This is a genomic window from Streptomyces sp. NBC_00887 (genome assembly GCF_045207585.1).
In genome coordinates, this window is record NZ_CP108788.1 from 785364 (window position 1) to 810903 (window position 25540).

Sequence of the window (25540 nt, forward strand, 5' to 3'; positions counted from 1 at the left end):
GTCCCTTCCAAGGTATGGAAGTTAGGCTACCCTAAGTCAGGCTTGCCTAACTACCTTCACGCCAGGCCTGCCAGAGGCGGGCATAGCGGCCACCGAGAGCCACCAACTCCTCGTGCGTTCCCTGCTCCACCACGCGCCCGGCGTCCAGTACCGCTATCCGGTCCGCCGCCATCGCCTGGGTCAGCCGGTGCGCCACGAACAGCGTGGTCCGGCCCGAGCACGCGGCCAGCACGGCCCGCTCCAGCTCCGCGGCACCCTCGCTGCCCGCCTCCGCGGTCGACTCGTCGAGCACCACCACGGGGGCCCGGCCCAACACCAGCCGGGCCAGGGCCACCTGGGCGACCTTGGTCACATCCAGGCGCTCGCCGCCCTCGCCGACCATGCCGTGCAGTCCGTCGGGCAGCGCCTCGACCCAACCGCCGGCGCCGACGGTGCGCAACGCGCCCATCAGTTCCGCATCGGTCGCCTCCGGCGCGGCGAGCCGAAGGTCGTCGGCGAGCGAACCGGAGAACACGTGCGTCTCCTGCGTCAGGATGCTCACCAGGGCACGTGCCCCCGCCTCGTCCGTACCGGCCAGGTCGTTCGACCCGATGCGCACCGATCCGGCCTGCGGCGTCCCGATGCCCGCGATCAGCGCGGCCAGTGTCGACTTGCCCGCGCCCGTCGCCCCCACGAGTGCGAGCGAACCACCGGCCGGGATCGTCAGGCTGACGTCCCGTAGGACGGGATCCTCGGTATCGGGATAGGTGAACGTCAGTCCCTCCACCGTCACCGGGTACGGCGCGATCTCCGCCGGTGCGACGGTGGCGTCACCGACCAGCCGTTCCTCCGCGGCCTCCCCCAGCACCCCGACCAGCCGGGTCAGGCTGGCGCCCGACTTCTGCGCCTCGTCGAAGGTGAACATGATGGCGCCCAGCGGCGTGAACAGCCGGTGGAACATCAGCGGAGCCGCCGACACCTCGCCCAGGCTGGCCATATCGGCCTCCAACAGGGCGTACCCCACCACGAGGATGAGGACCAGACCGATGAACTCGGCACGGTTCTCCCGGCCGACGAACCGGCCGAAGAACCGGAACACCTCGATGCCGAGATTCCGCACCCGCCAGGACTCACTGGTGACCTTCTCGCGGAAGGCGCCCTCCAGGCGGTACGCCCTGACGGTGTCGATCCCGTTCAGGCCGCTGATCAACGCCTGCGCACGGTCCGCCTGGGCGGCCCGTTGCCTGCGGTAGAGCGGGGCGGAGCGGGGGAGGTACCAGCGCAGGGCCAACGCGTACGCGGGCAGTGCGCCGGCACCCGCGAGGCCGAGCCGCCAGTCCAGTCCGAACATTCCGGCGGTGGCGATGGCGACCAGCACTCCGGCCGAGAAGACCGTGGGGATGGCCGACCGGATGCCCCTGGACAGCACGGCCACGTCGTCACCGACCCGGGAGAGCACATCTCCCCGGCCGACCTGCTCGACGCGCGCGCTCGGCATCCCGAGCACCGCCCGGACGGCACCTTCCCGCAGCCGCGCGAGCAGATCCGCGCCCAGCCGCCCGATCAGGTACGTCGACGCCGCGGTGGCCGCAGCGCCGAACACCGCGGCGGCCACCATCAACGCCCCGATCCTGACGAGGACCGAGCGGGACTCGCCTGCGACCACCCCGTCGACCACTTGGCCGAGCAGCAGCACGGGGAGCACCTGGAGCGCCGCCCCCGCCACCGTGGTGAACACGGTGGCCGCGGTCAGCCATGGCAACTCGCGGCAGTGCGCCGCCACCCATCGGGTGCCCTCGCGTCCGGTCGCCGTGCGCAGGGCCGCCGGTGCGACGCGTGTATCGGTGACACTCACGCGCGGACCGGTTCGGGCCGGGGGCTGGACAGGTTGACCACCATCTCTACTCGACCGACTTGACGAGCTCGTCGACCCCGTACGGCATGGACAGCAGCGTGCCCTGGGACAGTGCCGCACCGACCGCCGGGCCCTCACTGTCCAGCAGGTACGAGACCTTGCCGGCCTTGACCGCGGACAGGTTGTTGAACAGCTCGAACTTCTTCAACGCATCCGTGTCCGCCTTGTCGTTGATGACGACGATGCGGTCGACGTCGATCAGGTCGACGCGCTCCGGGGACAGCGCGGTGGAGAACTCGCCGCCGGCGATCTTGTCGATCTCCGTCGCACCCTTGTAGCCGATGCCCGTCAGCAGCCGGCCGCGCACGTCGGTGGTGGTGAAGGCCGAGATCGAGTCCTTGTACCAGGACACCGCGACAGCGGTCTCCTTGCCGAACTGCGGGTGCGCCTCACGGGCCGCGTCGAGCTGGCCCTGGATGCTCTTGACCATCGCGGTGCCCTCGGCCTCCTTGCCGAGCGCCTTGGCGATGTGCACCGCGTTGTCCTGCCACGGTGCGCTGAAGAGATCCTTCTCGCCCTTGGTGCGGCCCACCGTGGGAGCGATCTTGGAGAGCTTGTCGTAGGCGGCCTGGTCGACCTCGGAGTAGACCGCGAGGATCAGGTCCGGCCGCAGGGAGGCGATCTTCTCGAAGTTGGGGCCCGCGTCGCCGTTCTTCATGACGACCTCGGGGCGGGCGTCGCCCCACTTGTCCTTCACCCAGGGCCACTGGGTGTTGATGTCAGGGGACTCGCCCGCCGGGTTCGGGTACTGGTCGACCATGCCGACCGGCTTGATGCCGAACGCCAGGACGGTCTGATCGTCCGTGTAGCCGACGGTGACGACCCGCTTGGGGGCCTTGTCGATCTTCGTGGATCCGAACGCGTGCTCCACGGTGACCGGGAACGCGCCGGAGGCGGCAGCCGGAGCCTTGTCAGTCGTCTTGTCCGGCGTGTCGGAACCACAACCGGCGAGAAGGCCGACGCCGAGCGTCGCGGCGGAAACGACGGCAGCCAACCGCCGCCAGGACTTCGTGACCGTCGTCGTTCTATGGAGGAGCATCCGGGAATCCCTTGCTTTCGCGCTGTCCGCGTGCCCCCGTCTAAGGGCAGCCAAACCTTATCCTGCGCTGGTGAGGTTAGCCTAGCCTAACTGGAGCTAATTCCCTTACCCGGCCCTCAGTTGAACTGGACGTGCGTCCGGCCGACCGGAACGATGAGCGGCCGGTCACCCACCGGGTCCTCGATCACCATGGCGCGCAGCCCGAACGCCTCGTGCAGCAGCTCAGCCGTGATCACATCGCGCGGGTGACCCTGCGCGAGGATCGAACCCTCTTTCATCACGATGAGGTTGTCGCTGTAACGCGTGGCCAGATTGAGGTCGTGCAGCACCATGACCACCGTGCACCCCGACTCGTGCAGGTCGTCCACCAGGTCGAGCACGTCGATCGCGTGCGCCAGGTCCAGGTACGTGGTCGGCTCGTCCAGCAGCAGCAGATCGGTGCCCTGGGCCAGCGTCATCGATATCCACACGCGCTGACGCTGTCCGCCGGACAGGGAGTCGACCGGACGGTCCGCCAGTTCGGACACCCCGGTCATGGCCAGCGCGCGTTCCACGACGTCGGCGTCGTCCGACGACCACTGCCGCAGCCAACTCTGGTGCGGATGACGCCCCCTGGCGACCAGATCGGACACGGTCAGCCCCTCCGGCGCCACCGGCGCCTGCGGCAGCAGACCGAGCTTCTTCGCCACGTCCCTGGACCTGAGTCGGGCGATGTCCTCACCGTCCAGCACGACGGTCCCGCCGGTCGGCTTGAGCAGCCGCGTCAGGGTGCGCAACAGGGTCGACTTCCCACAGCCGTTGGGGCCGATGATCGTGGTGATCACCCCTGTCGGGATCGTCACGTCGAGGCCGTCGATGACGGTCCGGCTGCCGTACCCGACCGTGACGCCCCTGGCTGCCAGCCGTGCGACGTCGTGGACGCCGGACTCGGTCTCGGTGATGTACTGAGCGGCCACAAGTCCCCCTGTAGTCAAGACTGTCTGGATTGCCGAAGCCTTCGCGTGCTCTATCTGAGGTTCGCGCGCACCAGCAGGTACACGAGGAACGGGCCGCCGATCGCGGCGGTGACCACGCCGACGGGGAGAGTGATCGGCAGTGCCGTACGTGCGAAGAGGTCGGCGCCGATCAGCAGCAGCGCCCCCACCATGCCGGAGGCCACCATCGGCGGAGTCGGGTACCTCGCCAGACGCATCGCCACCTGCGGCGCCACCAGCGCGACGAACGGAACGGGACCGGCCGCGCTCACCGCCACAGCGGCCAGCAGAACCGCGCACAGCAGGAGGACCGCGCGCACCCACGAGTACCGGACGCCGAGGCCCGCGGCGATGTCGTCGCCGAGGTGCATCGGCTTGAACTGGAACGCGACGCATGCCACCGCCACCATGAGGACGAGCGTGCCCCAGAGCGCGACTTCGACCTCGTCCCAGGACCGGTTGTCCAGCGAGCCGACCAGCCATGTCTGGGCCCGTGCCACGTCCCTGATGTCGGCCGAGACGAGCAGCCAGGTCGTGATCGCCTCCATCGCGGCGCTCACCGAGATGCCGATGAGGATGAGCCGGAAGCCGTCGATCCCGCGCCGCCACGCCAGGAAGTACACGAGCAGACCCGTACCGAGGCCGCCGGCGAGAGCCGCGGCGGACAGACCCACGGAGCTGACGACCGCCGCGGCGGTCCCGCCCGACACCGTCACCAGGAACACCGCGACCGCGCTGGCGCCCCCGGTGATTCCCAGAATGTCCGGGCTGGCCAGCGGATTGCGCGCGATGGACTGCGTGATCGCCCCGGACACTCCCAGGGCGATGCCCACGACGAGCCCGGCCAGGGCCCGCGGCATCCGCAGATCCATGATGATGAACTCGTCGAACTGCTCGCCCCTGCCGAGGATCGTGGCGATCACCCGGGAAAGGCCGATGGGGAAGTCCCCCACGCTGACGGACAGGCAGAACACCAGGAAGGTCGCCGTCATCAGCAGCAGCGTGACGCACAGGAGCCAGGGCCGCCATACGAACGACACATGCCCCAGGCGTACGCCCGGCGCCACCGACGGCTTCACGTCTGTCACATTCATGCGTTCCTGAACTTTCCTCGCCACACCAGGGCCGCGAAGAACGGGGCGCCGAGAAGGGCGACGACGACTCCCGCGTCCAGCTCACCCGGCCGCACCACCAAACGGCCCACGATGTCACAGACCAGCAGGACGACGGCTCCGAGCAGACCCGCGTACGGCACCAGCCAGCGATAGTCCGGGCCGGTCAGGTACCGGGCCACGTGGGCCACCATGAGGCCGAGAAACGCGATCGGTCCGCACGCCGCCGTCGCCGCGCCCGCCAGCAGGGTGATCGCGACGATGCCGACGGTCCGGCTCAGCGCGATGTTCACCCCGAGCCCTCGCGCCACGTCGTCGCCCAGGTTGAGCAGGTTGAGGGTGGGCAGCTGGGTCAGGGCCAGCACCAGCCCGACCGCGATGAACGCGGTCACCGGCCAGATGACGTCGAATCCGACACCGGCCACGGAGCCGGCGTTCCAGAACCGCAGCGCGTTCAGCGACTCCTTGTCCGACAGCGCGACCGCCGTGGTCATCGCCGCGAGGAAGACCGTGACCCCCTGCCCGGCCAGTGCGAGCGTCAGGGGGTTGCCCGCCCCCCGGCCGATGCTCGACAGCCCGAACACGACGACGCCGGCGACCGCGGCCCCCAGGAAGGCGAACCATACGTACTGGAACGGATTGGAGAGCCCGAACAGTGCGATCACCGTCACCACCGCGAACGAGGCTCCGGAGTTCACCCCCAGCAGGCCCGTGTCGGCGATGGGGTTGCGCGTGTACCCCTGGATCAACGCCCCGCCGACCCCCAGGGCGACGCCCGCCACGATGGCCAGCGCCGTCCGGGGTATCCGCACGGTCTCCACGATGAGCCTGATCTCGGTGAGCCGCTGGTCGGAGTCCGGCGCGGCGAACAGCCCGTGCCACACCTCGCCAGGACTCAACGCGCGCGCCCCGACGGCCAACGACATCACCCCCACGGTCAGGAGGATGACCACGAGCGTGGCCGAACCCACAACCCGGCGCCGGCGGGCTTGCGTTGTTCCCCCGGTCGCGGGGCGCTCAACTGCAGTCGTGCTCATGTCGACGTACGTTATCCCTTTGATCCACTGGGGAGGCGCGGCGGTCGCTCACCCCGCGCCTCGGCCCCGAGCCTCGCGACTGCGGGCTAGCGGACTGTGCTGCCGGCCCCGTCGGTGACCGGCCTGGCCTCGTCGGAAGCGGACTTGACGCCCCGGTCGAGCAGCGAGTCCAGGATCTCGCCGACCCGGATCGCGGTGTTGGACAGCAGGGACGACGTGATGCCGTGCGTGTGCTCCGTGCCCCCCTGCAGGTAGATGCCGCAACGCAGGTCGGAGTCCGTCGCTATGCGGTAGTCGCGCTCGACGCGGACACGGCCCTCGTCGTCGCGGAGGCAGCGGTCCGCGACGTCGCCGAGGAGGCCGACGGGGTCGACGGGGCTGTAGCCGGTGGCGAACACCACGATGTCGGCGTCCAGTTCGCTCTCCTCACCCGTGACGAGGGACTTCACGGTGGACCGGACCTTCTCCGGCGTCTCCTCGACACCGGTGAGCCGGGACACGTTGACGAAGCGCAGCCGCTCGGTCCCGAGGACCTTCTCCTGGTAGGCCTGGCGGTACAGGTCGTCGATGAGGTCGATGTCCACCACGGCGTAGTTGGTGTTGCCGTGGTAGTCCATCAGCTTGCGCTTGATCTCGTCGGGCGCGGTGAAGTACTGGTCGACCGCCTCGGGATCGAAGATCCGGTTGGCGAAGCTGCTGTCGTCGGCGGGGCTGTAGCCGTAGCGCGAGAAGACCGCGCAGATCTCGGCCTCGGGGAAGACGCGGTGCAGGTAGGCGACGTTCTCGGCGGCGCTCTGCCCTGCGCCCACGACGACGAACCGGGAGGGCGACGTGCCCTCCAGCCCGGCGACCTTCGCCAGCAGATCGGAGTTGTGCCAGACGCGGTCGCCGCGCTCGACGCCCTCGGGCATGAGGGGACGCAGCCCGGTGCCGATGACGAGGTTGCGGGCCCGGTGGACCTCGAGGCCCTCGCCGGACCGGACCGTCACGTCCATGTACTCCACGGCTCCGTCACGGACGACGGGGGTGACCCCCACGACCTCGTTGCCGTAGGAGACCATGTCGTCGACCTGGGCCGCGGCCCACTCGAAGTAGTCGTGGAACTCGACCCGCAGCGGGAAGAGGTTCTTGTGGTTGATGAAGTCGACCAGCCGGCCCTTGCTCTTCAGATAGCAGAGGAAGCTGAACTCGCTGGTCGGGTTCCGGAGCGTCACCAGGTCCTTGAGGAAGGACACCTGCATGGTCGCGTCGTCGATCAGCATGCCGCGGTGCCAGCCGAAGCGTGGCTGCTGCTCGAAGAAGTGAGCGCTGACCGCCTCCTGCGAGCCGGTGCGTGCGTTGTGCTCGCTGATCGCGATCGCCATGGCCACATTGGACGGGCCGAAGCCGATGCCAATGAGGTCGTGGACCGGTGTTACGTCGCCAGGAAGAACCTGTGACATGTCACTCCCATCGTGCGGGGAAGCCGCCTGTCAGGCGTGGGGGAAGGTACGGGATGTGAGCACGCCGACGAAGCGGCCCGCTGGAATTTAGGTAAGCCTAAGCTAATCCTGTGGAGCTGTCGATAGGGCAGGCCGGAGCGGCGGTCGCAGGAGCTCCCGCCAACTACGGCTTCACGCCATCGCGTTGCATACTAAGGTAAGGCTTGCTTTACTGACCAACGACCAGTCCCTACCCTGAGGAGGAACCCCATGCGGGTTGTCATGTTCGGATACCAGACCTGGGGGCACCGCACCCTGCAAGCTCTCCTGGACTCCGAGCACGACGTGGTGCTGGTCGTGACCCACCCCAAGAGCGAGCACGCGTACGAGAAGATCTGGAGCGACTCGGTCGCCGACCTCGCCGAGGAGCACGGCGTCCCGGTCCTGATCCGCAACCGACCTGACGACGAGGAACTGTTCGAGCGCCTCAAGGCGGCCGACCCGGACATCATCGTCGCCAACAACTGGCGCACCTGGATCCCCCCGCGCATCTTCGGCCTCCCCCGGCACGGCACGCTGAACGTCCACGACTCACTGCTGCCGAAGTACGCCGGCTTCTCCCCGCTGATCTGGGCCCTCATCAACGGCGAGCCCGAGGTGGGCGTCACCGCGCACATGATGGACGACGAACTGGACGCCGGGGACATCGTCCGCCAGGAGGCGGTTCCCGTCGGGCCGACGGACACCGCCACCGACCTGTTCCACAAGACCGTCGACCTCATCGGCCCGGTGACCACCGGCGCACTCGCGCTCATCGCGTCCGGGCAGACGGAGTTCACCAAGCAGGACCGCTCCCTGGCGACCTTCTTCCACAAGCGCTCCGCCGAGGACATCCGCATCGACTGGAACTGGCCGGCGGAGGACCTCGAACGCCTGGTCCGCGCCCAGTCCGAGCCGTATCCCAGCGCCTACGCCTTCCACAGGGGCAAGCGGCTCGAGGTCCTCGCCGCAGTGGTGTCCGAGGGCCGCTACGGCGGTACGCCCGGCCGGATCTTCTACCGCGAGGGAGACGGCGTGGTCATCGTCGCCGGAGCCGACGCCCGCACGGGCCGCAACCACGGTCTGGCCGTCACCCGCGTACGGACCGAGGACGGCCGGGAGTTGCCCGCGACGGAGTACTTCACCAACATGGGCGGCTACCTGACCAGCCGTCCCTGACCCGCTGGCCTCCACGTATCAACGCGTGACGATTCCGGCGACGAGGTTGATCGTGGTCGCCAGGATGCTGACACCGAAGACGTAGGACAGCAGGCAGTGCCGCAGGGCCACCGCGCGGATGGTGGAACTGGACACGTCGGTGTCGGAGACCTGGTAGGTCATCCCGAGGTTGTAACTGAAGTAGAGGAAGTCGCTGTACTGCGGCGGGTCGTCGGTGTTGAAGTCGATCCCGCCCGCGGTCGGCACGTAGTACAGGTACGCGTACCGCGTGGCGTACATCAGGTGGAGCGCCGCCCAGGCCATGAACACACCGCAGAGTGCCGTGGCGGCGGCGGCGTGGCTCAGGTCGTCGTCGTCGACCAGGAGCAGCACCACGATGCCGAGCAGCCCGCACAGGGCGGAGCCGACGACGGCGAGCTCCTCGGCGACGGGCCTGAACTCCTCGCGCCGGACGTTGTGATGGGTGACGGTGGCGTTCATGGGCCACAGGACGATCCACCCCACCACGACGAAGACCGTCAGCGCGGCGGCGATGCCCGCGAGGACGCCCAGCGGCGTGTTGGCGGTCAGCACCCCGACCACCACGCCGGCGACCGCCCCGAGGACTGCCGCGCCGACGAGTCGGGGAACGGCGGAGAGTACTGACCAGAGGTGCATCGGGGACCTCGCCGAGAGGGCTGCCTCGGCAGGCCGGTGAAGGGTTCGCCCTTCCCGTACGACCATGGCTCGGACACATACGACGCCCCCACGGGCCATGGCATCGAAGGCCCGGCACGAAGGGCGCCACCAGGCTATCCGCGCATCGGCCGGGCGGCAGTGCGGCAGGTCCGGCGACGCGGGAAATGCCGAGTGGCGTGCCCGGAGGTCACCATCGGGCCCGCCACTTGCGGGGAAGGGCGCGCGGACGGAGTGCCGCGTCATCGGGGACGGACGAGCCGCTCCGGAAGCGGACGTTGATCGAGTGCAGCACCGCGGCGGCGGAGCAGGCGACCCAGGAGCTGTGGCCGAGGCCCAGCAGGAGCGCGGCCCCTCCCGCCAGTCCGGCGTTCAGGACCATCCGCGGGGCGGGGGCGGGCAGGACCGATGTGCGACCGGGGCGTTCGTGGAGCTGCCCCGTCACATCGGGCGCGTCGCTGCTGCCGTACTAGTCCGAGGTGCGCTCCCCGGGAGGAAGACCCGCCGCTTCGCGGTCTTCCTCGACGCGCTCGTCGAGTCGCTTCTCGTCCGGGCGCCTGGGCATGCCGCCTCCGTGACCCTTGTCCGGGTCGCCCTCGACCTGCTTGTTGGACTTGTGGTGGTGCTGCGCCATCGTTCTCTCCCTTGCGTTGCCCGGGCGGGCGCCGCGAATGATCCCGGTGCCCGTCAGGATGCGTTGCCGGACGAGGCCTGATCGGGGTACGGGCTGGCGCCCTCGGCGGCTGCGCTGCGGACGGTGCAGTGGAGGGAGTCGATCGTGCGGCGCAGCGGACGGGCGCCGAACTCCGGCTGGTAGCCGTGGGTCACCAGCAGCTTCTTCGCCCCCGGTGCCCGTGAGGGGTCGCCTCCACTCAAACCCGATGTCGATCGCTCCGCAAACGGAGTGGGCCTGTCGGCACAGCGGTAAAGCACGCGGGCAGGAAAGGGCTGTGCAGTCGGCGCGGGAATCGATGCCGTGTCCGGGGCACGCCCGTGACGATCACGGCCCTTGAAGGTCAGGGCGCCGGGCGGGTGCTCTCCCGTACCACCAGCTCGAACCGGGGTACGAGTAGGAGCGGACCAGGAAACCGGTGATGCTGTCAGAAGTTTTGACAGGCCGTGATCCGGGCCGCCAGGGTGTGCGGGTGAGCGATGACCCGACGATCGGTTTCCTGAAGGCGGTCTCCCCGCGCCTGGCCGACTCCGGCAGCGCCACGCTGTACCGGACGGACCCGGACGCCGACTACGGGCCGCTCAACCCGCTTACCCGCGACAAGGTCTGCGGCAGATCGGCGCTCAGGCGGGCCTGTCGCATGAGAAGGTACGCTACCGGCTCGCCCGCGCGGCGAACGCCACCAAGGTGGCCAGGCGCCGGTCCCCGGCGAGGTCGGAGACGGCCTGTGCACGGGCCGCCCGCGCGAAGCGAACCAGCGCCTGGAGCCTTCCCGGGGGTACCGCGGACAGGTCCCACGCGGCGCCGCCGAAGGCGTTCAACGCCTCGTAGCGCTCCAGGGCCTTACCCACCCCGCGCGCGGTGATGTCCCGGGGTGAACGCCGCAGCCGGTCCAGCTCGGACAGACGCTTGCCCGCGGGAACGACGACCAGGCGCTGCAACCCGGCGGCCTGCTCCTTGGTCGGGGCCGCGGCGAGCATGGCCCACAGGCGCTTCTCGGCGCGCTCGCGCGAACCGGAGACCAGCCGTTCCAGCACGGTCACGCCGGGCAGCACAACCTTCTTGTCGACCAGCCGCTTGGTGGCCAGGTCGAACAGCAGGGTCGGGCGCTCGGAGCCGATCCACGCCCGCTGGTACATCCAGCGGGCCAGCCCGAACCACTGGTCGAACTCGAACTTCGTGTACGTGTAGCCCTCGCGTATCTGGTCCTGGTGGTCCCAGCGGGTCTCTTTTGTGCCGTAGCCGGCGAACTCCGCGGGGTCCAGTCCCAACTGCTCGGCGACGTAGTCGACCACCACGGCGGGTACGCCTCGGGGTTGTTCAGGAACGTCCCCAGATACCGGACGGTCCCGAGCTGGACCGCCCAGCCGATCCGGTTGCGCGCGCCCTTGGCGGCCACTGCCCGGCGCCGGGCGGTCTGGTCGAGCAGGAAGGAACCGGCGAGCTGTCCCTCGTCCGGGTCTTCCGCGAACCGGCCGAAGCGCCTGCGTTGGTCCTCGCTCAAAAAGTTGGTGGGCACCGCGCGCTCCTTGATCGTCAACTTGCCTCGCGCGACGCTCCCAGCCTCTCCAACCGCGTGTTCGGTGCTCTTCAATTCCGGCCGGGATCATGGCCCGGCCTGATAAAGAGTCCAGGCCTCGGGGAGCCCATACCGACGATCGAGCGACCCCGGTGTCAGCCGGTCACCCGAGACTTCGCTCCGGTTTGGCCAATGGTGTGGATGTCGTGATCGTCCGGGGCGGTCGTGTTACGTCTCGCGCGGTGGACCGGTTGCGTCGGCAGCAGCGATGCCGGTAGCAGGGCGAGGGCGGCGAGTCCGGCGAGGACCATCAGGGTGGGGCCCGTCGCCGGGGCGGACATTGCTGGGGTCACGCCAGCAGTCAGAGTCCCGGCGGCCGATGGTCTCAACAGCATCATGCTGGCGGCTACGGCGATTCCGAGGGACGGGCCGACGTTCATGGCGGTCTGCTTGAGTCCACCGATAACCCCGGCATAGCCGGGCGGCGCCTCACCCACGACGGTTGCGGTGGCAGTGACCATGACGGTGGCGAATCCCGCGCCAAGGACGGCAAAGGCCAAGCCGGTATCAGCCCACGTGCCTGCCGAGCCGAGCTGGGACAGACCCCCTATGCCAAGGACGACGAGGACCGTACCGAGGATCGCGGTGCGGCGTGGGCTGTACCGGCGCAGCGCGGCGCCGGCGACGGGTGCACCGAGGGCCATGAGCGCGGTCAGCGGGAGTGCCCTCAGACCACTGGCAAGCGGGTCGAGTCCGAGTACGTCCTGGAAAAAGAATGTGGTCACGAACAGCGCGCCGAACATACCGCCGGTGGTGAACAGCAGGATCGCTACTGATGCCGTCACCGCTACGGACCGCGCCACTGCCGGCGGCACGATCGGGTGCGTGGTGCGGCGTTCGTGCCCGACGAACGCCGCCGCGACGCCCGCGAGAGCGGTGAGGCCGAGCCATGTCGACGCGGAGGTCCAGCCGTGCGCCGGTACGCCGGACAGGGTGTGCACCAGGACCGCGAGAGCAGTTGCGAGCAACGCCGCGCCGGTGAGGTCGAGTCGCTGAGTCCCGGTACGTGAGGGCGCCGGCGTCTTCACGGCGAGGGTGAGGGCGGCGATCGCGAGCGCGACGGGGACGTTGATCCAGAACACGGCACGCCAGCCCAGGTGCGCGACGAGAACGCCCCCGAGTACCGGACCGGCCGCCGCGGCCACACCGATCGCGCCGGTACGGATGGCGACCGGCGTACTGAGCCGGTCCGCCGGGTACGCCAGCCTCAGCAGCGCGAGTGTCGCCGGCTGGAGGAGCGCACCAAATACGCCTTGTACGGCGCGCAGGGCGATCACCCAGCCGGCTCCCGGAGCGAGCGCGATACCGGCCGAGGCGGCCGCGAAGCCGAGCACGCCGACGAACAGCATCCGCGGGTGCCCGTACCGGTCGCCCAAGCGTCCGGCGATGACGAGAAGCGCGGCCACCGTAAGCAGGTAGGCGGTACTGGTCCACTGAACCTGCGCCATGCTCGCGCCGAGGTCGTGTTGCAGGCTTGGCTGCGCCACCATGAGTACCGTGCCGTCCAGCGCGACGATCATCGCGCCGACCACGCTGACCAGGAGTGCGAGACGCTGCCGTACGGTTGCGGTCACGATTTCACCGGGCCGAGATGAGCGTCCAGCACCGCCGTGACGAGCCGGTCGAGCTGGCCGCTACCAGGTGCTCCGCCTGGTGGTGGGGCATCGAGGGCGAGCTGGAGGCTCCCCCAGGTCCACAGCTGGGCGAGGCCATGAAGGTTCGACCAGAGGGCGGCGGCCGTCACCGCCGGCGGCGGCTCGGACTCGCCCGGCGCACCCAACTGGTGCGCGGTGGCCTGCTCCGCCCGATGCCGGACGATGAGCTCGACGATGAGCTCGAACAACGGCAGAGTCGAATCTCGGAGCCGCGACTGGCCCGATGCGTGCTTCTCGCTGTCGAGCAGGTCGTGCCGGAACATCAGCTCGAACATGCCACGGTGCTCCAGCGCGTACCCGACGTGCGCCCGCCCGATCTCCTGCAACTGGCCGCGCGGCGACGTCGTGCCGTTGGTCGCGGCTGCGAACCGGACTTTGAGGTCCGCAAAACCGCGGCGGGCGATTGCAGAGAGCAGGGCGTGATGAGTGGGGAAGTACCGACGCGGAGCCCCGTGCGACACCCCCGCCCGTCGGGCGATCTCACGCAGCCCCAACGAGGCGGTTCCGTCGGTCATCACGAGGTCCACTCCGACGTCGATCAACCGTTCCCTGAGAGAGTTCTCGCGTTCCATAGACAGTGTCTACCATGATCCTTTAGACACTGTCTACGATGTCAGGGGATCGCGCGGTCGCGCAGCTCCGAGTGTCGTCAAACGAACGTCTGTCGACACGTGCGTGCGCGATCACGAACCCGCAGGTGGGTGACCTGTGACAGCGATGATTGATCCATTGCCACCGAAGTTTGACCACCGGTAGGTTCCTGCCAGCGAAGTTTGACTGGTGGGGCTGCTGAGGGTCTGGGGGAACGGTGGGGGCACCGGCGCTTGCGTACGGCGATGCCCCGTTATCGGCCTTTGAGCTGGACTTTTACGATGAAGGTGAGCGTCGACGGGAGCCGCTGGGACGGGCCTGGGACACGCGGTTCGAGGCTGGTGATCCGGTCCGTACGTTCAACTGGGCCAAGGACACAGAGAGTTTCGCCGGCTGGTACTACTCGGTGACCGCGGGCGGCCACGTGGGCTACGAGTCCTGGCTGGAGCGGGACCGGCTGATCCTGATGGACCGGGATCCGGAGATCATCGGGATCGCCTCGCAGCCGTTCTGGCTGCACTGGCGCGAGGGGAAGCGTCTGCGCCGCCACGCTCCGGACTACTTCGTACGGCTCGCGGACGGCCGGGGCCGCGTGGTCGATGTCCGTGCCGGTGACCGGATGGACGAGGCGACCGCGGAGCTGTTCGCCGGGACCCGGGTGGCCTGCCGGGCGGTGGGCTGGGAGTTCTCCCACGTCGGCGTCCCCGACCCGGTGCTCATGGGCCAATGTCCGGTGGCTGTCGCGCTATCGCAGGAGCCGGTGCGGCCGCCGCACCGATGTCGCCGAGCTGCTGCTGGACATCTTCGCGGAGCCGACTGAGCTGCTGGCAGGGGCAGTTCAGGCCGGTGACCGCTTGCTGGTGTTGCCCGTGCTGTTCCACCTGATGTGGTCGGGAATCCTGGCCACGGATCTGGAGGGCGGACTGCTTCGGGCCGAGAGCCCGGTCTGGGCGGAAGGGCGGCGAGGATGAGTACGTTGCGACGGCCGGCTGGGATCGCGGTCGGCTCCTGGGTCCGCTACCGGGGCCAGGTCCGCGGGGTGGTCGCCGTTGCCACGAAGACCGTGACCTTGACCGACTCCGGCGGTGATCCGCAGGTGGTGACGGTGGCCGAGCTGGTCGCGGAGGCCGACTTCGCGGTGGTCGACAACCCGGTGCGGATGCCGTTGCCGACCGCGTCGCTGCTGGAAACGTTCCCCGACCGGGTCATGGAAAGGGCCCTGTGGTGGGAGGGGCACATCCTCGAAGTCCTGCACGGCCTGCCGCCGGATGCCGGTGAGTACGCGGTGCCGCGGCCCGAGTACGCGGCGGGCCGCTCGTTGACCGCTCGGCAGCGGGCCAAGGCCGCCGAGCTGACCTCGCTGGGCCACAAGGTGTCGGCGAGTACGGTCGCTCACCGGCGCCGCCGCTACCAGGCCGAGGGAGTGCTGGGACTGGCCGACCACCGGCCGGTCCGCAAGCAGAGCGAGTTCGGCTCGATCGACGAGCGGATCGTGGCGGCCATGCGGCAGGCGATCGCCGAGGGCGTTGACTCCTCGACCCGCAACGGGGCCTTCATCCTCTGGAAGACCGGGGAGATCCTCAAAGAATCCGCTGACGGCCAGGGTGTCGAGCTGCCCTCCGAGCGCACGCTCTACCGGCTGCTGGCCAAGCTGACCTCCGGCACCCACACCTTCGGCACGGCCACCAACCGCCGCTCCAAGGCGCACGGGGCGACAGCACCGTTCGGTGAACTGCCCGCCTTCGCGCCGGGCGAGGTCATGCAGATCGACTCCACGCCGCTGGACGTGCTGGTCCTCCTCGACATCGGGGTGACCGGGCGAGTTGAACTCACCGCCATGATCGATGTCGCGACGAGGACGCTGACCGCAGCCGTGCTGCGGCCGAGCACGAAGGCCGTCGATGCCAGCGTGCTGCTGGCCCGCACCGTCACCCCCGAGCTCATGCGTCCGGGCTGGGTGGACGCCTTGAGGATGTCCCGCTCGCTGCTGCCGCACCGCAGGTTGCTGGACCTGGACGAGCGCCTGGCGCATGCCGCCGCCCGTCCGGTGATCGTCCCCGAGATGATCGTCTGCGACCACGGGAAGGCGTTCATCTCCCGCAACTTCCAGTCGTCCTGCCCCTTCCTGGAGATCGACGTGCAGCCGGCCCACAAGGCGGCGGGCTTCGAGAAGGGGCACATCGAGTCGATGCTGGGCTCGGTGGCCACGCTCTTCGCCCAGTTCCTGCCGGGCTACACCGGCCGCTCCGCCGACCACCGCGGACGGCATCTGGAACGTGAACGCCTGTGGTCCTTGATGGAGTTGCAGGAGTACCTGGATGAGTGGATTGTCGCGAAGTGGCAAAATCGCAGACACGACGGGCTGCGTGACCCGTCCCATCCGGGGCGGATGTTCACCCCGAACGAGAAGTACGCCACGCTCGTCGAGATCTGCGGTTACGTCCCGGTCGCGCTGACCGGCGACGACTACGTCGAACTTCTGCCCGCGGACTGTCGGGTGGTCAACGACTACGGCATCCGCATCAAGAACCGGACCTACGACAGCCCCGAGCTTGGCCCGATGCGCCGCCGGCACTCCGGCGTCCAGGCCAAGCGGGGCCTTTGGGAGGTCCATCGCGACCCCTACGACGTCTCCCGGATCTGGGTACGCGACCATCGCGGCGACGGCTCGTGGGTCCAGGCCACCTGGAAGCACCTGAACCGGGCCCCGATGCCCTTCGGTGACCTGGCCTGGAACCACGTCAGCCACCAGCTGCCCGACGCCACCGAGACCGAGATCGCCGACGCGGTCGCCGACCTGCTCACCCGCGCCCACGCCGGGCCCGAAGAGGCGGACCGGCCGGCGAAGCCGGCCAAGGCCAGCAAGCGGGACCGGCGGGTGGCCGCCCGCACCAAGGCCGCCGGGCCATCCACCCCGGCGCCCCGTCCCGAGCCCGCTCCGCAGACGGCGACCGAAGCCCCGGACGGACCGGCCGAGGATGCCGAGGCGGAGGAGACATTGGCCGAGGTGATCCCGCTGGGCCTGTTCGATCCGCGCGAAGACCCCTGGAGACGCACGTGACGATGCCGGACACCGCAGCCGAGGACACCGGGCGGCACCTGACCACACTGCCCGGATGGCGCCAGTTCGCCGTTGACCCGCCCGCACCTCCGGCACTGCTGACCGCCGCCAAGTACGCCGCGCTGCCTGCGCCGGACAAGTACCTCTACGACGAGACCCGCCTCGACCACCACGCACGTCTGCTGGTGGTGGCCACCTCCACCGTCCGCCACACCGTCGCCACCGGCCGGCGTCTGGTCGTGCTGAACCGGCACGCCATCAGCGCCCGCCGCGGGCTGATCGTCTCAGGGCCCGCCGGGACAGGGAAGACCATCGCGATCACCCAGCTCGGCCTGGCGCACGAACTCCTCGACCGCTCCCGCCATCCCCATGCCCAGGACCGGATCCCGGTCCTCTACGTCACCCTCCCGCCCGCCGCGACCGCCCGCATGATCGCGGCCGAGTTCGCCCGCTTCCTGGGCCTGCCCGTGAGGGCCCGCTTCAACATCACCGACATCATCGAGGCCGTCGTCGGTGTCTGCACGGATGCCCGCACGGGTCTGGTGCTGGTCGACGAGCTCCACAACATCTCGCTGACCAGCCGCAATGGCGCCGAAGTCGCCGACACCCTGAAGTACTTCTCGGAGCGAATACCGGCGACCTTCATCTACGCCGGCATCGACATCGAGGGCAGCACCCTGCTGTCCGGCACCCGCGGCGCCCAGATCGCCGGACGCTTCACCCTCATCCCCACCCATCCCTTCCCCTACAACCGGGAATGGAAGGGCCTGGTCGCGCAGATGGAGAACACTCTGCTTCTGCACCAGCACGCGCCGGGCAGCCTGGCCGCGCTCGACCGCTACCCCCACGACCGCACCGGCGGCATGATCGGCGCCCTGTCTCATCTCATCCGCGGCGCCGCGATCGACGCGATGCTCACCGGCACCGAGGAGATCACCCGGGACGGACTGGACGCGGTCCCGCTGGACTTCGCCGCCCAGGAGGCCACGACCGCCAAGCCCCGGGCGGCACGATGACCGTGAACCTCGTCCCCGACCCCTCGGTGACCCAGCTACCCGTTCAGGTCCGGCCGCTTCCGCGCGAGGGCACCGATGCGTTCATCGTCCGCCTCGCCCACGCCAACCACCTCAAGGCCGGCTACCTGCGGGACTACCTCTGCGAACCGCCCCACCACAAAGGCACCCCGAGCTACAGCCGCCTCGGTGCCGCGACCGGCCGGGACCCCGCCGCCCTCCGGGACACCCTGGAAGGCACGTCCGGCACCTGCAAAGAGTGCAACGCGCCGCTCCCGGCGACCAAGCCCGGCGCCAGAAGTCCCCGCCAGCACTGCTCCGCCCGCTGCCGTCAGCGAGCCCACCGAAGACGCCACCGCCCCGACCAGTCCACTCAACCACGGCCGCTGATCTGCGAGTTCTGCACGAAGCCCATCGCCGCGACGGCCGAGGGAGAAGCCCGGCGCTGGTGTTCATCGCGCTGCCGCCACCGGGCACTCCTCCAACCGGCCGGACCTGCCGTCGTCGAGCGGCAGACCGATCTCTCCGAGCAGAGGCCCACGGCCGGCTGCAGTCACTGCGGCACCCCCATCGACCCAGGCCGGACCGGCGCCCGGCGATACTGCTCTGCCGCCTGCCGCCAGAGAGCGTTCCGGCGGCGGAAGGAAGTACGCGACAACGTCCCCGCTCACAACGGCCTGATCAACCCGTGACCACTGCCCGAGCGGACAGCCACCCGCAGCCCCCGCGACTCACCCGCCTGCCCATCCAGGTCCGGCCACACCTCGGCGAGGGCACCGAGTCCTTCATCCGCCGTCTCGCCCGCGCCAACCACCTGCCCTACAAATACCTGCTCAGGGTCCTTTGCCGACGCGGCAGTTACGGGACCCCAGACCTCGACCTGCTGGCCCAGGCCACCGGACGGACCGTCACCAACCTGCGACGGGCACTCCCCGATGCCCCGGGACGCGTTGACTCCGACCCGGATCGAACCTGTGTCTTCTCCAAAGCGCTCGATCGCCGGGTCACGGACTCCCCGACCAGGCTCAACCTCGTCATGCTCCTGTTCGACGCCTACCAGGACGGCACACACCGGCAGCAGCTCAGCGCCCGCTACAAACTCGACCGGCGCATCGTCCGCATCGCACTCCAGTATCAGCAACCGCGCGGTCCCATGCGCCACACCCACAACCTCGTCATGCTCCTGGCCGCGATCGACGCCGCAGACCTGCACGACATGCTCACCCCCGTGACGTCCGCACTGCCCTCGTGATCACGGTCAAACTTCCCTACGTTGTTCTGCGGGACGGACGGCGCTACGAGCCAGCTCCGCCGGCAAGGGCTGCCGCATAGGTAGGGACGCGACACGCTGCGCGCGGCCAGTTGGCCTGACCGACCCCGTCAGACCAGACAGAACTCGTTACCTTCCGGGTCTGCCATCACCACGTGATCCGGCCTGCCCTGCAACTCGTCCTCGCGGACTACCGTCGCGCCCGCAGCGGTCAACCGCTCCACCGCCTCGACCACGCGCGGCCAGCGCACCTCCCACGGGGTTTCACGGCCACCACCAACTTGCACGTCGATATGCAGCCGGTTCTTCGCCACCTTCGGCTCCGGCACCTTCAGGAAGGACAAGGTGGGGCCCACGCCGTCCGGATCTGAGAGGTACGCCCCGTCATCCCACTCGTCCTCCGGAACCTCATGATGCGAAAACCACTCCTCCCAGCTCCCGAACCCTGCGGGCGCGGGCTTCTCCTCGTAGCCCAACGCCAGCGCCCAGAACGCGGCCAGTTTCCCCGGGTACGCGCAGTCGATCGTCAAGCTCCACTTGGTCCCCATGAGCCCTCCCCAGTCGGATGAACGGAGAGTACCGCGCACCTCCGACACCTCATGCCCGCTACCTCAAGCGTGCGCCGCGACTTGACGAACGGCATTAGGAATCGATGGCAAACCGTCAAACTTCGCTGTCACAGGTCAGTGGGTACTGTCGACAAGTCGCGTCGAAAATCAACGTCGGTGAACGGTCGGCGGGGTCCGACAATGCTCCTTGGCTACTGCCGCACTTCGACGGCCGACCAGAACCCCGACCACCAGATCGACGCGCTTCTGCGCAACGGCGTCGACCGCGACAACATCCGCGTCGACGTCGCCAGTGGCGCGAAAGCCTCCCGACCCAAGCTCGATCTCGTCATGCAGCTCATGCGTGAAGGCGACACGCTGAAGGTCACCCGGCTCGACCGGCTCTCCCGCTCAGTGCTGCACCTGGTGACCCTCGGCGCCCGAGCTGCGCGACCGCGGGATCGGGCTGCACGTCATCGAGCAGGGCATCGACACCGCCACCATGGAGGGCCGGGGCATGTTCGGGATGCTCTCCGTGCTCGCGGAACTCCAGCGCGAGCTGATCGTGGCGAACACGAACGACGGGCTCGCCTCCGCACGGGCCCGCGGCCGGGTCGGCGGCCGCCGACCGAAGCTCACGGCCGACCAAGCCGAGCTCGCCCAGCAGCTCTACGACGAGAGGGAGAAGACCGTCCAGCAGATCGCTGACATGTTCAACGTGCCAAGATCGACGGTGTACGGACACCTCGACAAGACCAAGACCGTGCCCCGCCAGCCGAAGAAGACCGCTGCCGCGAAGTCCTGACCACTACCTTGCGTCTGGCGTCCGTGCTGGGATTACGGGTCCGACTTCGTTGCCACCGGCTCCGACACGGCCCAGATCACCGCCTGTCAAAACTTCTGACAGCAACACCGGTTTCCTGGTCCGTTCCTACTCGGCCCCCGAACCCCGCGGTGAGTCGCGAGTGCGGCGCCATCGCGCCCGCGTCGATCCTGCGCGTCAGCGCGTCCACGACAGCTCCGCGATGCCCCGCTTGTCGGGAGCGAAGTCCGAGTACGGCGGCATCTGGTGGAACCCGCAGCGGCCTCTACGACTTCGACCGCGAGCCGAAGTTCGACCCGGTTGCGGAGCGTGACCGCTCAACGCGTCACCCGAGCGGCACGGCCCGGCGGGCGCAAGCCTGTCGCGGGTGCCATGTTTCCGACGGTGCACCAGCGGTAACGGGATACGTGGGGCGGCACCGCGTACCCGTGCCGTCGGACCCGTGTACGGGTGGGCCGAGCCCCTGAAGTGAACGAGGAGGAGAACGCCATGCCGGCAGGATCCAGCCCCAAGCGTGAGCGTCAGTACGAGCACGTCAAGGAGAGTGCCGAGAAGCGCGGCACGTCCGAGAAGCGTGCGAAGGAGATCGCCGCCCGCACGGTCAACAAGGAGCGCGCCCGCTCGGGGGAGGCGAAGACGGCGAGCAGGACGTCGACACGCGACCCGAAGTCGGCCTCGCAGCGTGGCGGCGAGCGCTCGCACAAGGGTGCGCAGGGCCGCACCAAGGACCAGCTGTACCAAGAGGCCAGGAAGAAGAACATCGAGGGCCGCTCGACGATGAACAAGGAAGAGCTCCTCAAGGCCGTCAGCCGCTGAGCCGCCGCCGTGCGGCTTCCGCCGCCCGCAGGGACGGTCGCCCATCCTGCGGGCGGACCGGGCGGACCGGGCGGCCTTCCTGCGTGTCCGGCACGTGCGAGACCCTCTCCGCCGAGAGCTCGACGACCGGGCCGCAGGACCTCTCAGAGTGCGCGCAGGGCGGGCAGGGGCTTGTCCTGCGCGCAGCGGATGAAGGTCCGGGCGAGCGCGACGTCGGTGAACCCTGCCCCGGTATGGGCGCGCACCGCATCTACGAACTTCCACCCGGCACCGCGACACCCATGGGGGACACGCGTCTCAGACAGGTCCCACAGCCTGGCGTTGTCCACGTCGAGTGCGTGCCGTGTTGGTTCACGTACCCTCCGTCGAAAAGCTCCCCAGTGATCTGCACGACTTCCTCGAGCATCACCAGACGCACATGGGCGGCCGGCCACCCGGCGCCGTCCACGTGCTCGTTGAGGTTCTCGCCGGAACCCGGTCCGAGCCGGAACCTCCCCTCGGAGAGCAACTGCAGCGTCGCCGCCTTGCGCGCCACCACCGCGGGATGGGAGCGCGTGGTCGGACCGGGCCGAGCCGCGTCATCGGTCGGAGACGGAGAAGAGGGCACCTTCGGAGTCGGAGATCACGAACGCGCTCCTCGAGGAGCCATCGGGCGAGGGTACGGATATCGCTTCGCCGCCGTGATCGACGGCTGCGGCCGCCGTCTGCTCGCTGTCCGGGACGAAGAAGTCGACGATCCACCGCGTCCGCGCTCTGGGGTCCGGAGCGGCATCGGTTGCTCCGCCTCGCAGAGTGGCCACGGTGCGCCCCCCGGCCTGGATGAGCACGTGGTCCTGTGCGTAGTCGACCGTACAACTGCCGGACGGCCCGGCCGCCCAGTCGAAGACCTCGGCGTAGAAGATGGCCGCCTCGAAGGCGTGTCGGGTCTGCAGGTCCAGCCGAGCCGGCGCCCCCTCTCCCGCCGACCAGGCCGGAGTCGACCCCTCCCAGAAGCCGAACGTGGCCCCTTCCCGGTCTGCAGCGACCCCGGCGCGCCCGTCGCCCAGCGGGATCGGGCCCACCGCGAGTGTGGCGCCGCGTTCCCTGACTCTGTCCGCTGTCCCGTCCGCGCTGCTCACGGCGAAGTACGGAATCCAGACGGCGGAGGGACCGTCGCCGCCCGGGCAGCGCCCGATTCCGGCGACCGGTCTGCCGTGCGCGAGGGCGACCGAGAAGTCGCTGCCGAGACTGCTGGGGTGAAATTCCCAGTGCATGACAGTGCCGTAGAAGGACTGAGCCGCACGCAGATCCCGTGCCGCCAGATTCACCCAGCAAGGCGCCCCGCATTGCGGCGAGATCCTTTCGAGGGCTGACATCCGACGCTCCTTCGCCCGGACCGCACGACGGCAGGGGCGGAGCAGTCCTGATCCGCGGGGCTCGTGGTCCCCACTGGCCGATGGACACCCGACAGTGCGGGGCGGCCGGCCCCGTACACCACGATGCCCCCGTCCCCGCCGACCCGCACCTCGGCACGACGGCGCTCACGCCGGATGCCCCGCCGGCGGATCCGGCTCAGCCGGATCCGCCGATGCGGGTGAAGACGCTGGTTTCCAGGCGGGCGAGAAGATCTGCGGGAGTGCGGTAGATCTCCACCGCCCCGGCCTGTTCGAGCTCCGCTCTGGGAATTCCGCCCGACAGGAGGCCCACGGCAGCCACCGACGCTCCGGTCGCCGCTTCCATGTCCCACACGGAATCGCCGACGTAGACCGTCTCTTCGCTGCGTGCGCCGGCGAGATCCATCGCGTGCCGGATCGGATCCGGGGCGGGTTTCCCCTCGTCGACGTCGTCGGCACTCGCCGTGTCGGCGATGGCGTCGTCGGCGTCGAGTGCCCGTCTCATGGCCTTGAGCTCACCACCGGATGCGGACGTGGCCAGCACTACGGTCCAGCCCCGTGCGGACAGGGCGCGCAGAAGATCCGCCGCGCCCTCCAGGGGCGGTAGCCGTTCGAAGTAGGTGGCGTACAGAGCCGCGTGCACGGCACTGATCCGCGTGTCCTGCTCGCGGTCCCGCCCTGGCCCGAGAAGGTGCTCGACGAGGTCGGCGGATCCACGTCCGATGGCCCGGTGCACCGCGGTCATCGGAATGATGTGGCCTGCCTGTCGAAAAGCCTCCCACCACGAGGTCACATGCAGGTAGTTGGTGTCCACAAGTGTCCCGTCCACGTCGAACAGAGCAGCAGGCGCCATGGCCTTCCTCCCTCGGCAGCTGTACGCAGCAGGTGCGCGGCGCCGCGGTCGGACGTCAGAATTCGACCGCCTCTGCGGCGCATATGCGGGCGCCCATGTTCCGTTCCATCATGTGGAGTGCGGCCTGAGCGAGGTCCGCATGAATATGGGCGACCCCCTCCTCAGGAATCGTAAGACCTAGGTGGCGGATATGCGCATCCAGTGCCGAGTAGAGAACGCATTGCTCCGTCACCTGACCGCAGAGAACGAGATGGCCGACGCCCACCTGGTCGAGCAGGTACGGCAGGGGTGTCTCGTAGAAGATCGAGTGCCTGGCCTTCACCACGAAAAGTGACTGCCCGTCCGGCTGCAGCGGTTCGACCAGATCGGGGCGCGCGCCGGCCAGTGCCGATTCCACGATCTCCCCGTGATGCGAACGCCATTCCCCGAAGTTGTCGTTGGCATAGATGACCGGTGTGCCGTTCGCACGAGCCGTCCGCAGCAGCCCTGCGATGACGGGAACTGCGCGTTCTGCCGAGGGAATCAGCTGCTCGGCATCCTGATGGTCATAACCATTGATCATGTCAATGACGATCAGCGCCTTACTCAGCATGAATCCCATGGTGCCATTCACTCGCGTCCGCAGCGAATTTCCTGGGGCTCGATGTCGGCAACGGGAGGACGTGGGGCACTGTCCATGTGCGCGGTCCCGAATCCCGTCGGGGCCCCTGCTCGCGTGAAGCCGGAAGCACGGGGCAGTCGGTGGGTGGCAGGAACAGCACGCCCGGCCGTGGCGGTCGGCAAAATAGGGCTCGGGAGGCCACGATGGTGCGGACGGTGGGTGTCGAGGAGGAGCTGCTGCTCGTCGACGAACAGAGCGGTGAGCCCCGCGCACTGTCGACGGCCGTGCTGGCCCTCGCGGAACGCCGTGCGAAGGGCGACTCGGTCTTCGAGCCGGAACTCCATGACCAGCAACTGGAGTTCGCCACCGAACCGCGCACCGACATGCGCGAACTCGCGGACGAGATCCTTCGCTCACGGGCCGAGGCGGCGAAGAGTGCCGCCCAGGCCGGTGCTGCCGTGGCAGCCATGGCGACAGCGCCTCTGCCGGTCAGCCCTTCGATCGGCGAGGGCGAGAGGTACCGGTGGCTCGCCGAGAGGTTCGGACTGACCACGCAGGAGCAGCTGACCTGCGGATGCCACGTGCACGTCTCGGTGGAGTCGGACGAGGAGGGCGTCGGGGTGCTGGACCGTATACGCCCCTGGCTGTCGGTGCTCCTTGCGCTGAGCGCCAACTCACCCTTCTGGCAGGGCCTCGACAGCGCGTACGCCAGTTATCGGAGCAGGGTCTGGGGGCGCTGGCCTTCGGCCGGACCGGTCGAGGTCTTCGGTTCCGCCGACCGCTACCACGAACAGGTCGCGGCACTCGTCGACACGGGGGTTCTGCGCGACAAGGGAATGATCTACTTCGACGCACGGCTCTCGCACCGGTACCCGACAGTCGAGGTCCGGGTGGCCGATGTGTGCCTCGATCCGGCCGACGCCGCGCTGCTCGCCACCCTCGTGCGCGGGCTGGTCGACACGGCGGCACGCAGCTGGTCCGAAGGGGAGCCGCCCGACCCGGTCGGGGTGGGTGTCCTGCGCATGGCCGCCTGGCAAGCCGGACGGGAGGGGCTGGACGGGCAGCTGCTCCACCCCCTGACCATGCTGCCCGAGCCCGCGTCCGAGGTCGTGGGCGCCCTGCTCGCGCACGTCCGCGACTCCTTGGAGGAGAGCGGCGACCTCGCATGGGCCGAGGCCGCGCTCAAGAACGTACTGGAGCGCGGGACCGGGGCACGGATCCAGCGGGAGGCACTCGACCGCACGGGCAGTCTCCGTGACGTAGTGGCCGCGTGCGTGGCCAGGACGCGCGGCTGACCCCTGGAACTGCCCTCCC

Annotated in this window: 24 protein-coding genes and 4 pseudogenes; 10 read left to right on the forward strand and 18 right to left on the reverse strand. The window is 69.2% G+C overall.

Features of this window, described 5'->3' with window-relative positions; genetic code table 11:
• Nucleotides 1–46: 46 nt before the first annotated feature.
• The 6 genes from OG844_RS03585 to OG844_RS03610 form a co-directional block, all read right to left on the reverse strand.
• A complete protein-coding gene (locus tag OG844_RS03585) occupies nt 47–1834 on the reverse strand; it encodes an ABC transporter ATP-binding protein (protein ID WP_406388040.1) in 1788 nt (595 codons plus the stop codon).
• 46 nt (nt 1835–1880) lie between these two features.
• The gene (locus OG844_RS03590) at nt 1881–2933 is read right to left on the reverse strand and encodes an iron-siderophore ABC transporter substrate-binding protein (RefSeq protein WP_406388041.1); all 1053 of its coding nucleotides are present in this window, start codon (nt 2931–2933) and stop codon (nt 1881–1883) included.
• A 116-nt stretch (nt 2934–3049) separates the two neighbouring features.
• Nucleotides 3050–3889, reverse strand: coding sequence for an ABC transporter ATP-binding protein (locus OG844_RS03595; RefSeq protein ID WP_406388042.1), 840 nt, complete (start codon nt 3887–3889; stop codon nt 3050–3052).
• 50 nt (nt 3890–3939) lie between these two features.
• Nucleotides 3940–5001 carry a FecCD family ABC transporter permease gene (locus OG844_RS03600; protein WP_406388043.1) on the reverse strand — a complete coding sequence of 354 codons (1062 nt, stop codon included), beginning with the start codon at nt 4999–5001 and terminating at the stop codon, nt 3940–3942.
• Nucleotides 4998–6056, reverse strand: a complete 1059-nt coding sequence (locus OG844_RS03605; RefSeq protein ID WP_406388044.1) for a FecCD family ABC transporter permease — start codon at nt 6054–6056, stop codon at nt 4998–5000. Before OG844_RS03605 ends, OG844_RS03600 begins: the two co-directional genes overlap by 4 nt.
• An 86-nt stretch (nt 6057–6142) precedes the next feature.
• Nucleotides 6143–7498, reverse strand: coding sequence for a lysine N(6)-hydroxylase/L-ornithine N(5)-oxygenase family protein (locus OG844_RS03610; RefSeq protein ID WP_406388045.1), 1356 nt, complete (start codon nt 7496–7498; stop codon nt 6143–6145).
• 249 nt (nt 7499–7747) lie between these two features.
• Between OG844_RS03610 and OG844_RS03615 the strand changes: the two genes are divergently transcribed.
• On the forward strand, nt 7748–8695 hold the full coding sequence (locus OG844_RS03615) for a methionyl-tRNA formyltransferase (protein WP_406388046.1): 948 nt from the start codon (nt 7748–7750) through the stop codon (nt 8693–8695).
• 18 nt (nt 8696–8713) lie between these two features.
• On the opposite strand, the gene OG844_RS03620 is transcribed toward OG844_RS03615, so the two are convergent.
• The 7 genes and pseudogenes from OG844_RS03620 to OG844_RS03650 form a co-directional block, all read right to left on the reverse strand.
• Nucleotides 8714–9352, reverse strand: a complete 639-nt coding sequence (locus OG844_RS03620) for a DUF1345 domain-containing protein (RefSeq protein ID WP_406388047.1) — start codon at nt 9350–9352, stop codon at nt 8714–8716.
• A 208-nt stretch (nt 9353–9560) separates the two neighbouring features.
• Entirely contained in the window at nt 9561–9815 is a 255-nt protein-coding gene (locus tag OG844_RS03625) for a hypothetical protein (protein WP_406388048.1), read from the reverse strand.
• Nucleotides 9816–9839: 24 nt separating this feature from the next.
• Nucleotides 9840–10004, reverse strand: a complete 165-nt coding sequence (locus tag OG844_RS03630; protein ID WP_406388049.1) for a hypothetical protein — start codon at nt 10002–10004, stop codon at nt 9840–9842.
• 53 nt (nt 10005–10057) lie between these two features.
• Nucleotides 10058–10213, reverse strand: a pseudogene (locus OG844_RS03635) (hypothetical protein); the annotation flags it as partial.
• Between the two features lie 483 nt (nt 10214–10696).
• Nucleotides 10697–11562 (reverse strand): annotated as a pseudogene (locus tag OG844_RS03640) (DUF4158 domain-containing protein).
• A gap of 155 nt (nt 11563–11717) precedes the next feature.
• A complete protein-coding gene (locus OG844_RS03645) occupies nt 11718–13142 on the reverse strand; it encodes an MFS transporter (protein WP_406395987.1) in 1425 nt (474 codons plus the stop codon).
• A 50-nt stretch (nt 13143–13192) separates the two neighbouring features.
• Nucleotides 13193–13849, reverse strand: coding sequence for a TetR/AcrR family transcriptional regulator (locus OG844_RS03650; protein WP_406388050.1), 657 nt, complete (start codon nt 13847–13849; stop codon nt 13193–13195).
• Between the two features lie 236 nt (nt 13850–14085).
• Here OG844_RS03650 and OG844_RS03655 point away from each other — a divergent pair, with 236 nt between their 5' ends.
• The 5 genes from OG844_RS03655 to OG844_RS03675 all read left to right on the forward strand — a co-directional run bounded on the left by OG844_RS03655 (nt 14086) and on the right by OG844_RS03675 (nt 19194).
• Complete coding sequence (locus tag OG844_RS03655; RefSeq protein WP_406388051.1) at nt 14086–14688, forward strand: TnsA-like heteromeric transposase endonuclease subunit; 603 nt, start codon at nt 14086–14088, stop codon at nt 14686–14688.
• Between the two features lie 147 nt (nt 14689–14835).
• On the forward strand, nt 14836–16929 hold the full coding sequence (locus OG844_RS03660; protein WP_406388052.1) for a Mu transposase C-terminal domain-containing protein: 2094 nt from the start codon (nt 14836–14838) through the stop codon (nt 16927–16929).
• A 2-nt stretch (nt 16930–16931) separates the two neighbouring features.
• Nucleotides 16932–17945 (forward strand): TniB family NTP-binding protein, encoded by a 1014-nt coding sequence (locus tag OG844_RS03665; protein ID WP_406395989.1) that lies wholly within the window; start codon nt 16932–16934, stop codon nt 17943–17945.
• A complete protein-coding gene (locus OG844_RS03670) occupies nt 17942–18634 on the forward strand; it encodes a hypothetical protein (RefSeq protein ID WP_406388053.1) in 693 nt (230 codons plus the stop codon). The genes OG844_RS03665 and OG844_RS03670 overlap by 4 nt, the downstream gene beginning before the upstream one ends.
• Nucleotides 18631–19194, forward strand: a complete 564-nt coding sequence (locus OG844_RS03675; protein WP_406388054.1) for a hypothetical protein — start codon at nt 18631–18633, stop codon at nt 19192–19194. Before OG844_RS03670 ends, OG844_RS03675 begins: the two co-directional genes overlap by 4 nt.
• Before the next feature lie 128 nt (nt 19195–19322).
• On the opposite strand, the gene OG844_RS03680 is transcribed toward OG844_RS03675, so the two are convergent.
• A complete protein-coding gene (locus OG844_RS03680) occupies nt 19323–19760 on the reverse strand; it encodes a VOC family protein (protein ID WP_005474438.1) in 438 nt (145 codons plus the stop codon).
• Between the two features lie 201 nt (nt 19761–19961).
• Here OG844_RS03680 and OG844_RS03685 point away from each other — a divergent pair.
• The 3 genes and pseudogenes from OG844_RS03685 to OG844_RS03695 all read left to right on the forward strand — a co-directional run.
• Nucleotides 19962–20135: pseudogene (locus OG844_RS03685) on the forward strand (recombinase family protein); the annotation flags it as partial.
• Nucleotides 20136–20262: 127 nt separating this feature from the next.
• Nucleotides 20263–20565, forward strand: coding sequence for a helix-turn-helix domain-containing protein (locus OG844_RS03690; protein ID WP_406388055.1), 303 nt, complete (start codon nt 20263–20265; stop codon nt 20563–20565).
• A gap of 507 nt (nt 20566–21072) precedes the next feature.
• Complete coding sequence (locus OG844_RS03695; RefSeq protein ID WP_406388056.1) at nt 21073–21399, forward strand: plasmid stabilization protein; 327 nt, start codon at nt 21073–21075, stop codon at nt 21397–21399.
• A gap of 263 nt (nt 21400–21662) precedes the next feature.
• On the opposite strand, the pseudogene OG844_RS03700 reads toward OG844_RS03695, so the two are convergent.
• The 4 genes and pseudogenes from OG844_RS03700 to OG844_RS03715 all read right to left on the reverse strand — a co-directional run.
• Nucleotides 21663–21961, reverse strand: a pseudogene (locus tag OG844_RS03700) (LLM class flavin-dependent oxidoreductase); the annotation flags it as partial.
• 16 nt (nt 21962–21977) lie between these two features.
• Nucleotides 21978–22754 (reverse strand): VOC family protein, encoded by a 777-nt coding sequence (locus OG844_RS03705; RefSeq protein WP_406388058.1) that lies wholly within the window; start codon nt 22752–22754, stop codon nt 21978–21980.
• Between the two features lie 196 nt (nt 22755–22950).
• The gene (locus OG844_RS03710; protein ID WP_406388059.1) at nt 22951–23625 is read right to left on the reverse strand and encodes an HAD family hydrolase; all 675 of its coding nucleotides are present in this window, start codon (nt 23623–23625) and stop codon (nt 22951–22953) included.
• A gap of 55 nt (nt 23626–23680) precedes the next feature.
• Nucleotides 23681–24217, reverse strand: a complete 537-nt coding sequence (locus tag OG844_RS03715; RefSeq protein ID WP_406388060.1) for a cysteine hydrolase family protein — start codon at nt 24215–24217, stop codon at nt 23681–23683.
• Between the two features lie 212 nt (nt 24218–24429).
• Between OG844_RS03715 and OG844_RS03720 the strand changes: the two genes are divergently transcribed.
• On the forward strand, nt 24430–25521 hold the full coding sequence (locus tag OG844_RS03720; RefSeq protein ID WP_406388061.1) for a glutamate--cysteine ligase: 1092 nt from the start codon (nt 24430–24432) through the stop codon (nt 25519–25521).
• The last annotated feature ends 19 nt before the right edge of the window (nt 25522–25540 follow it).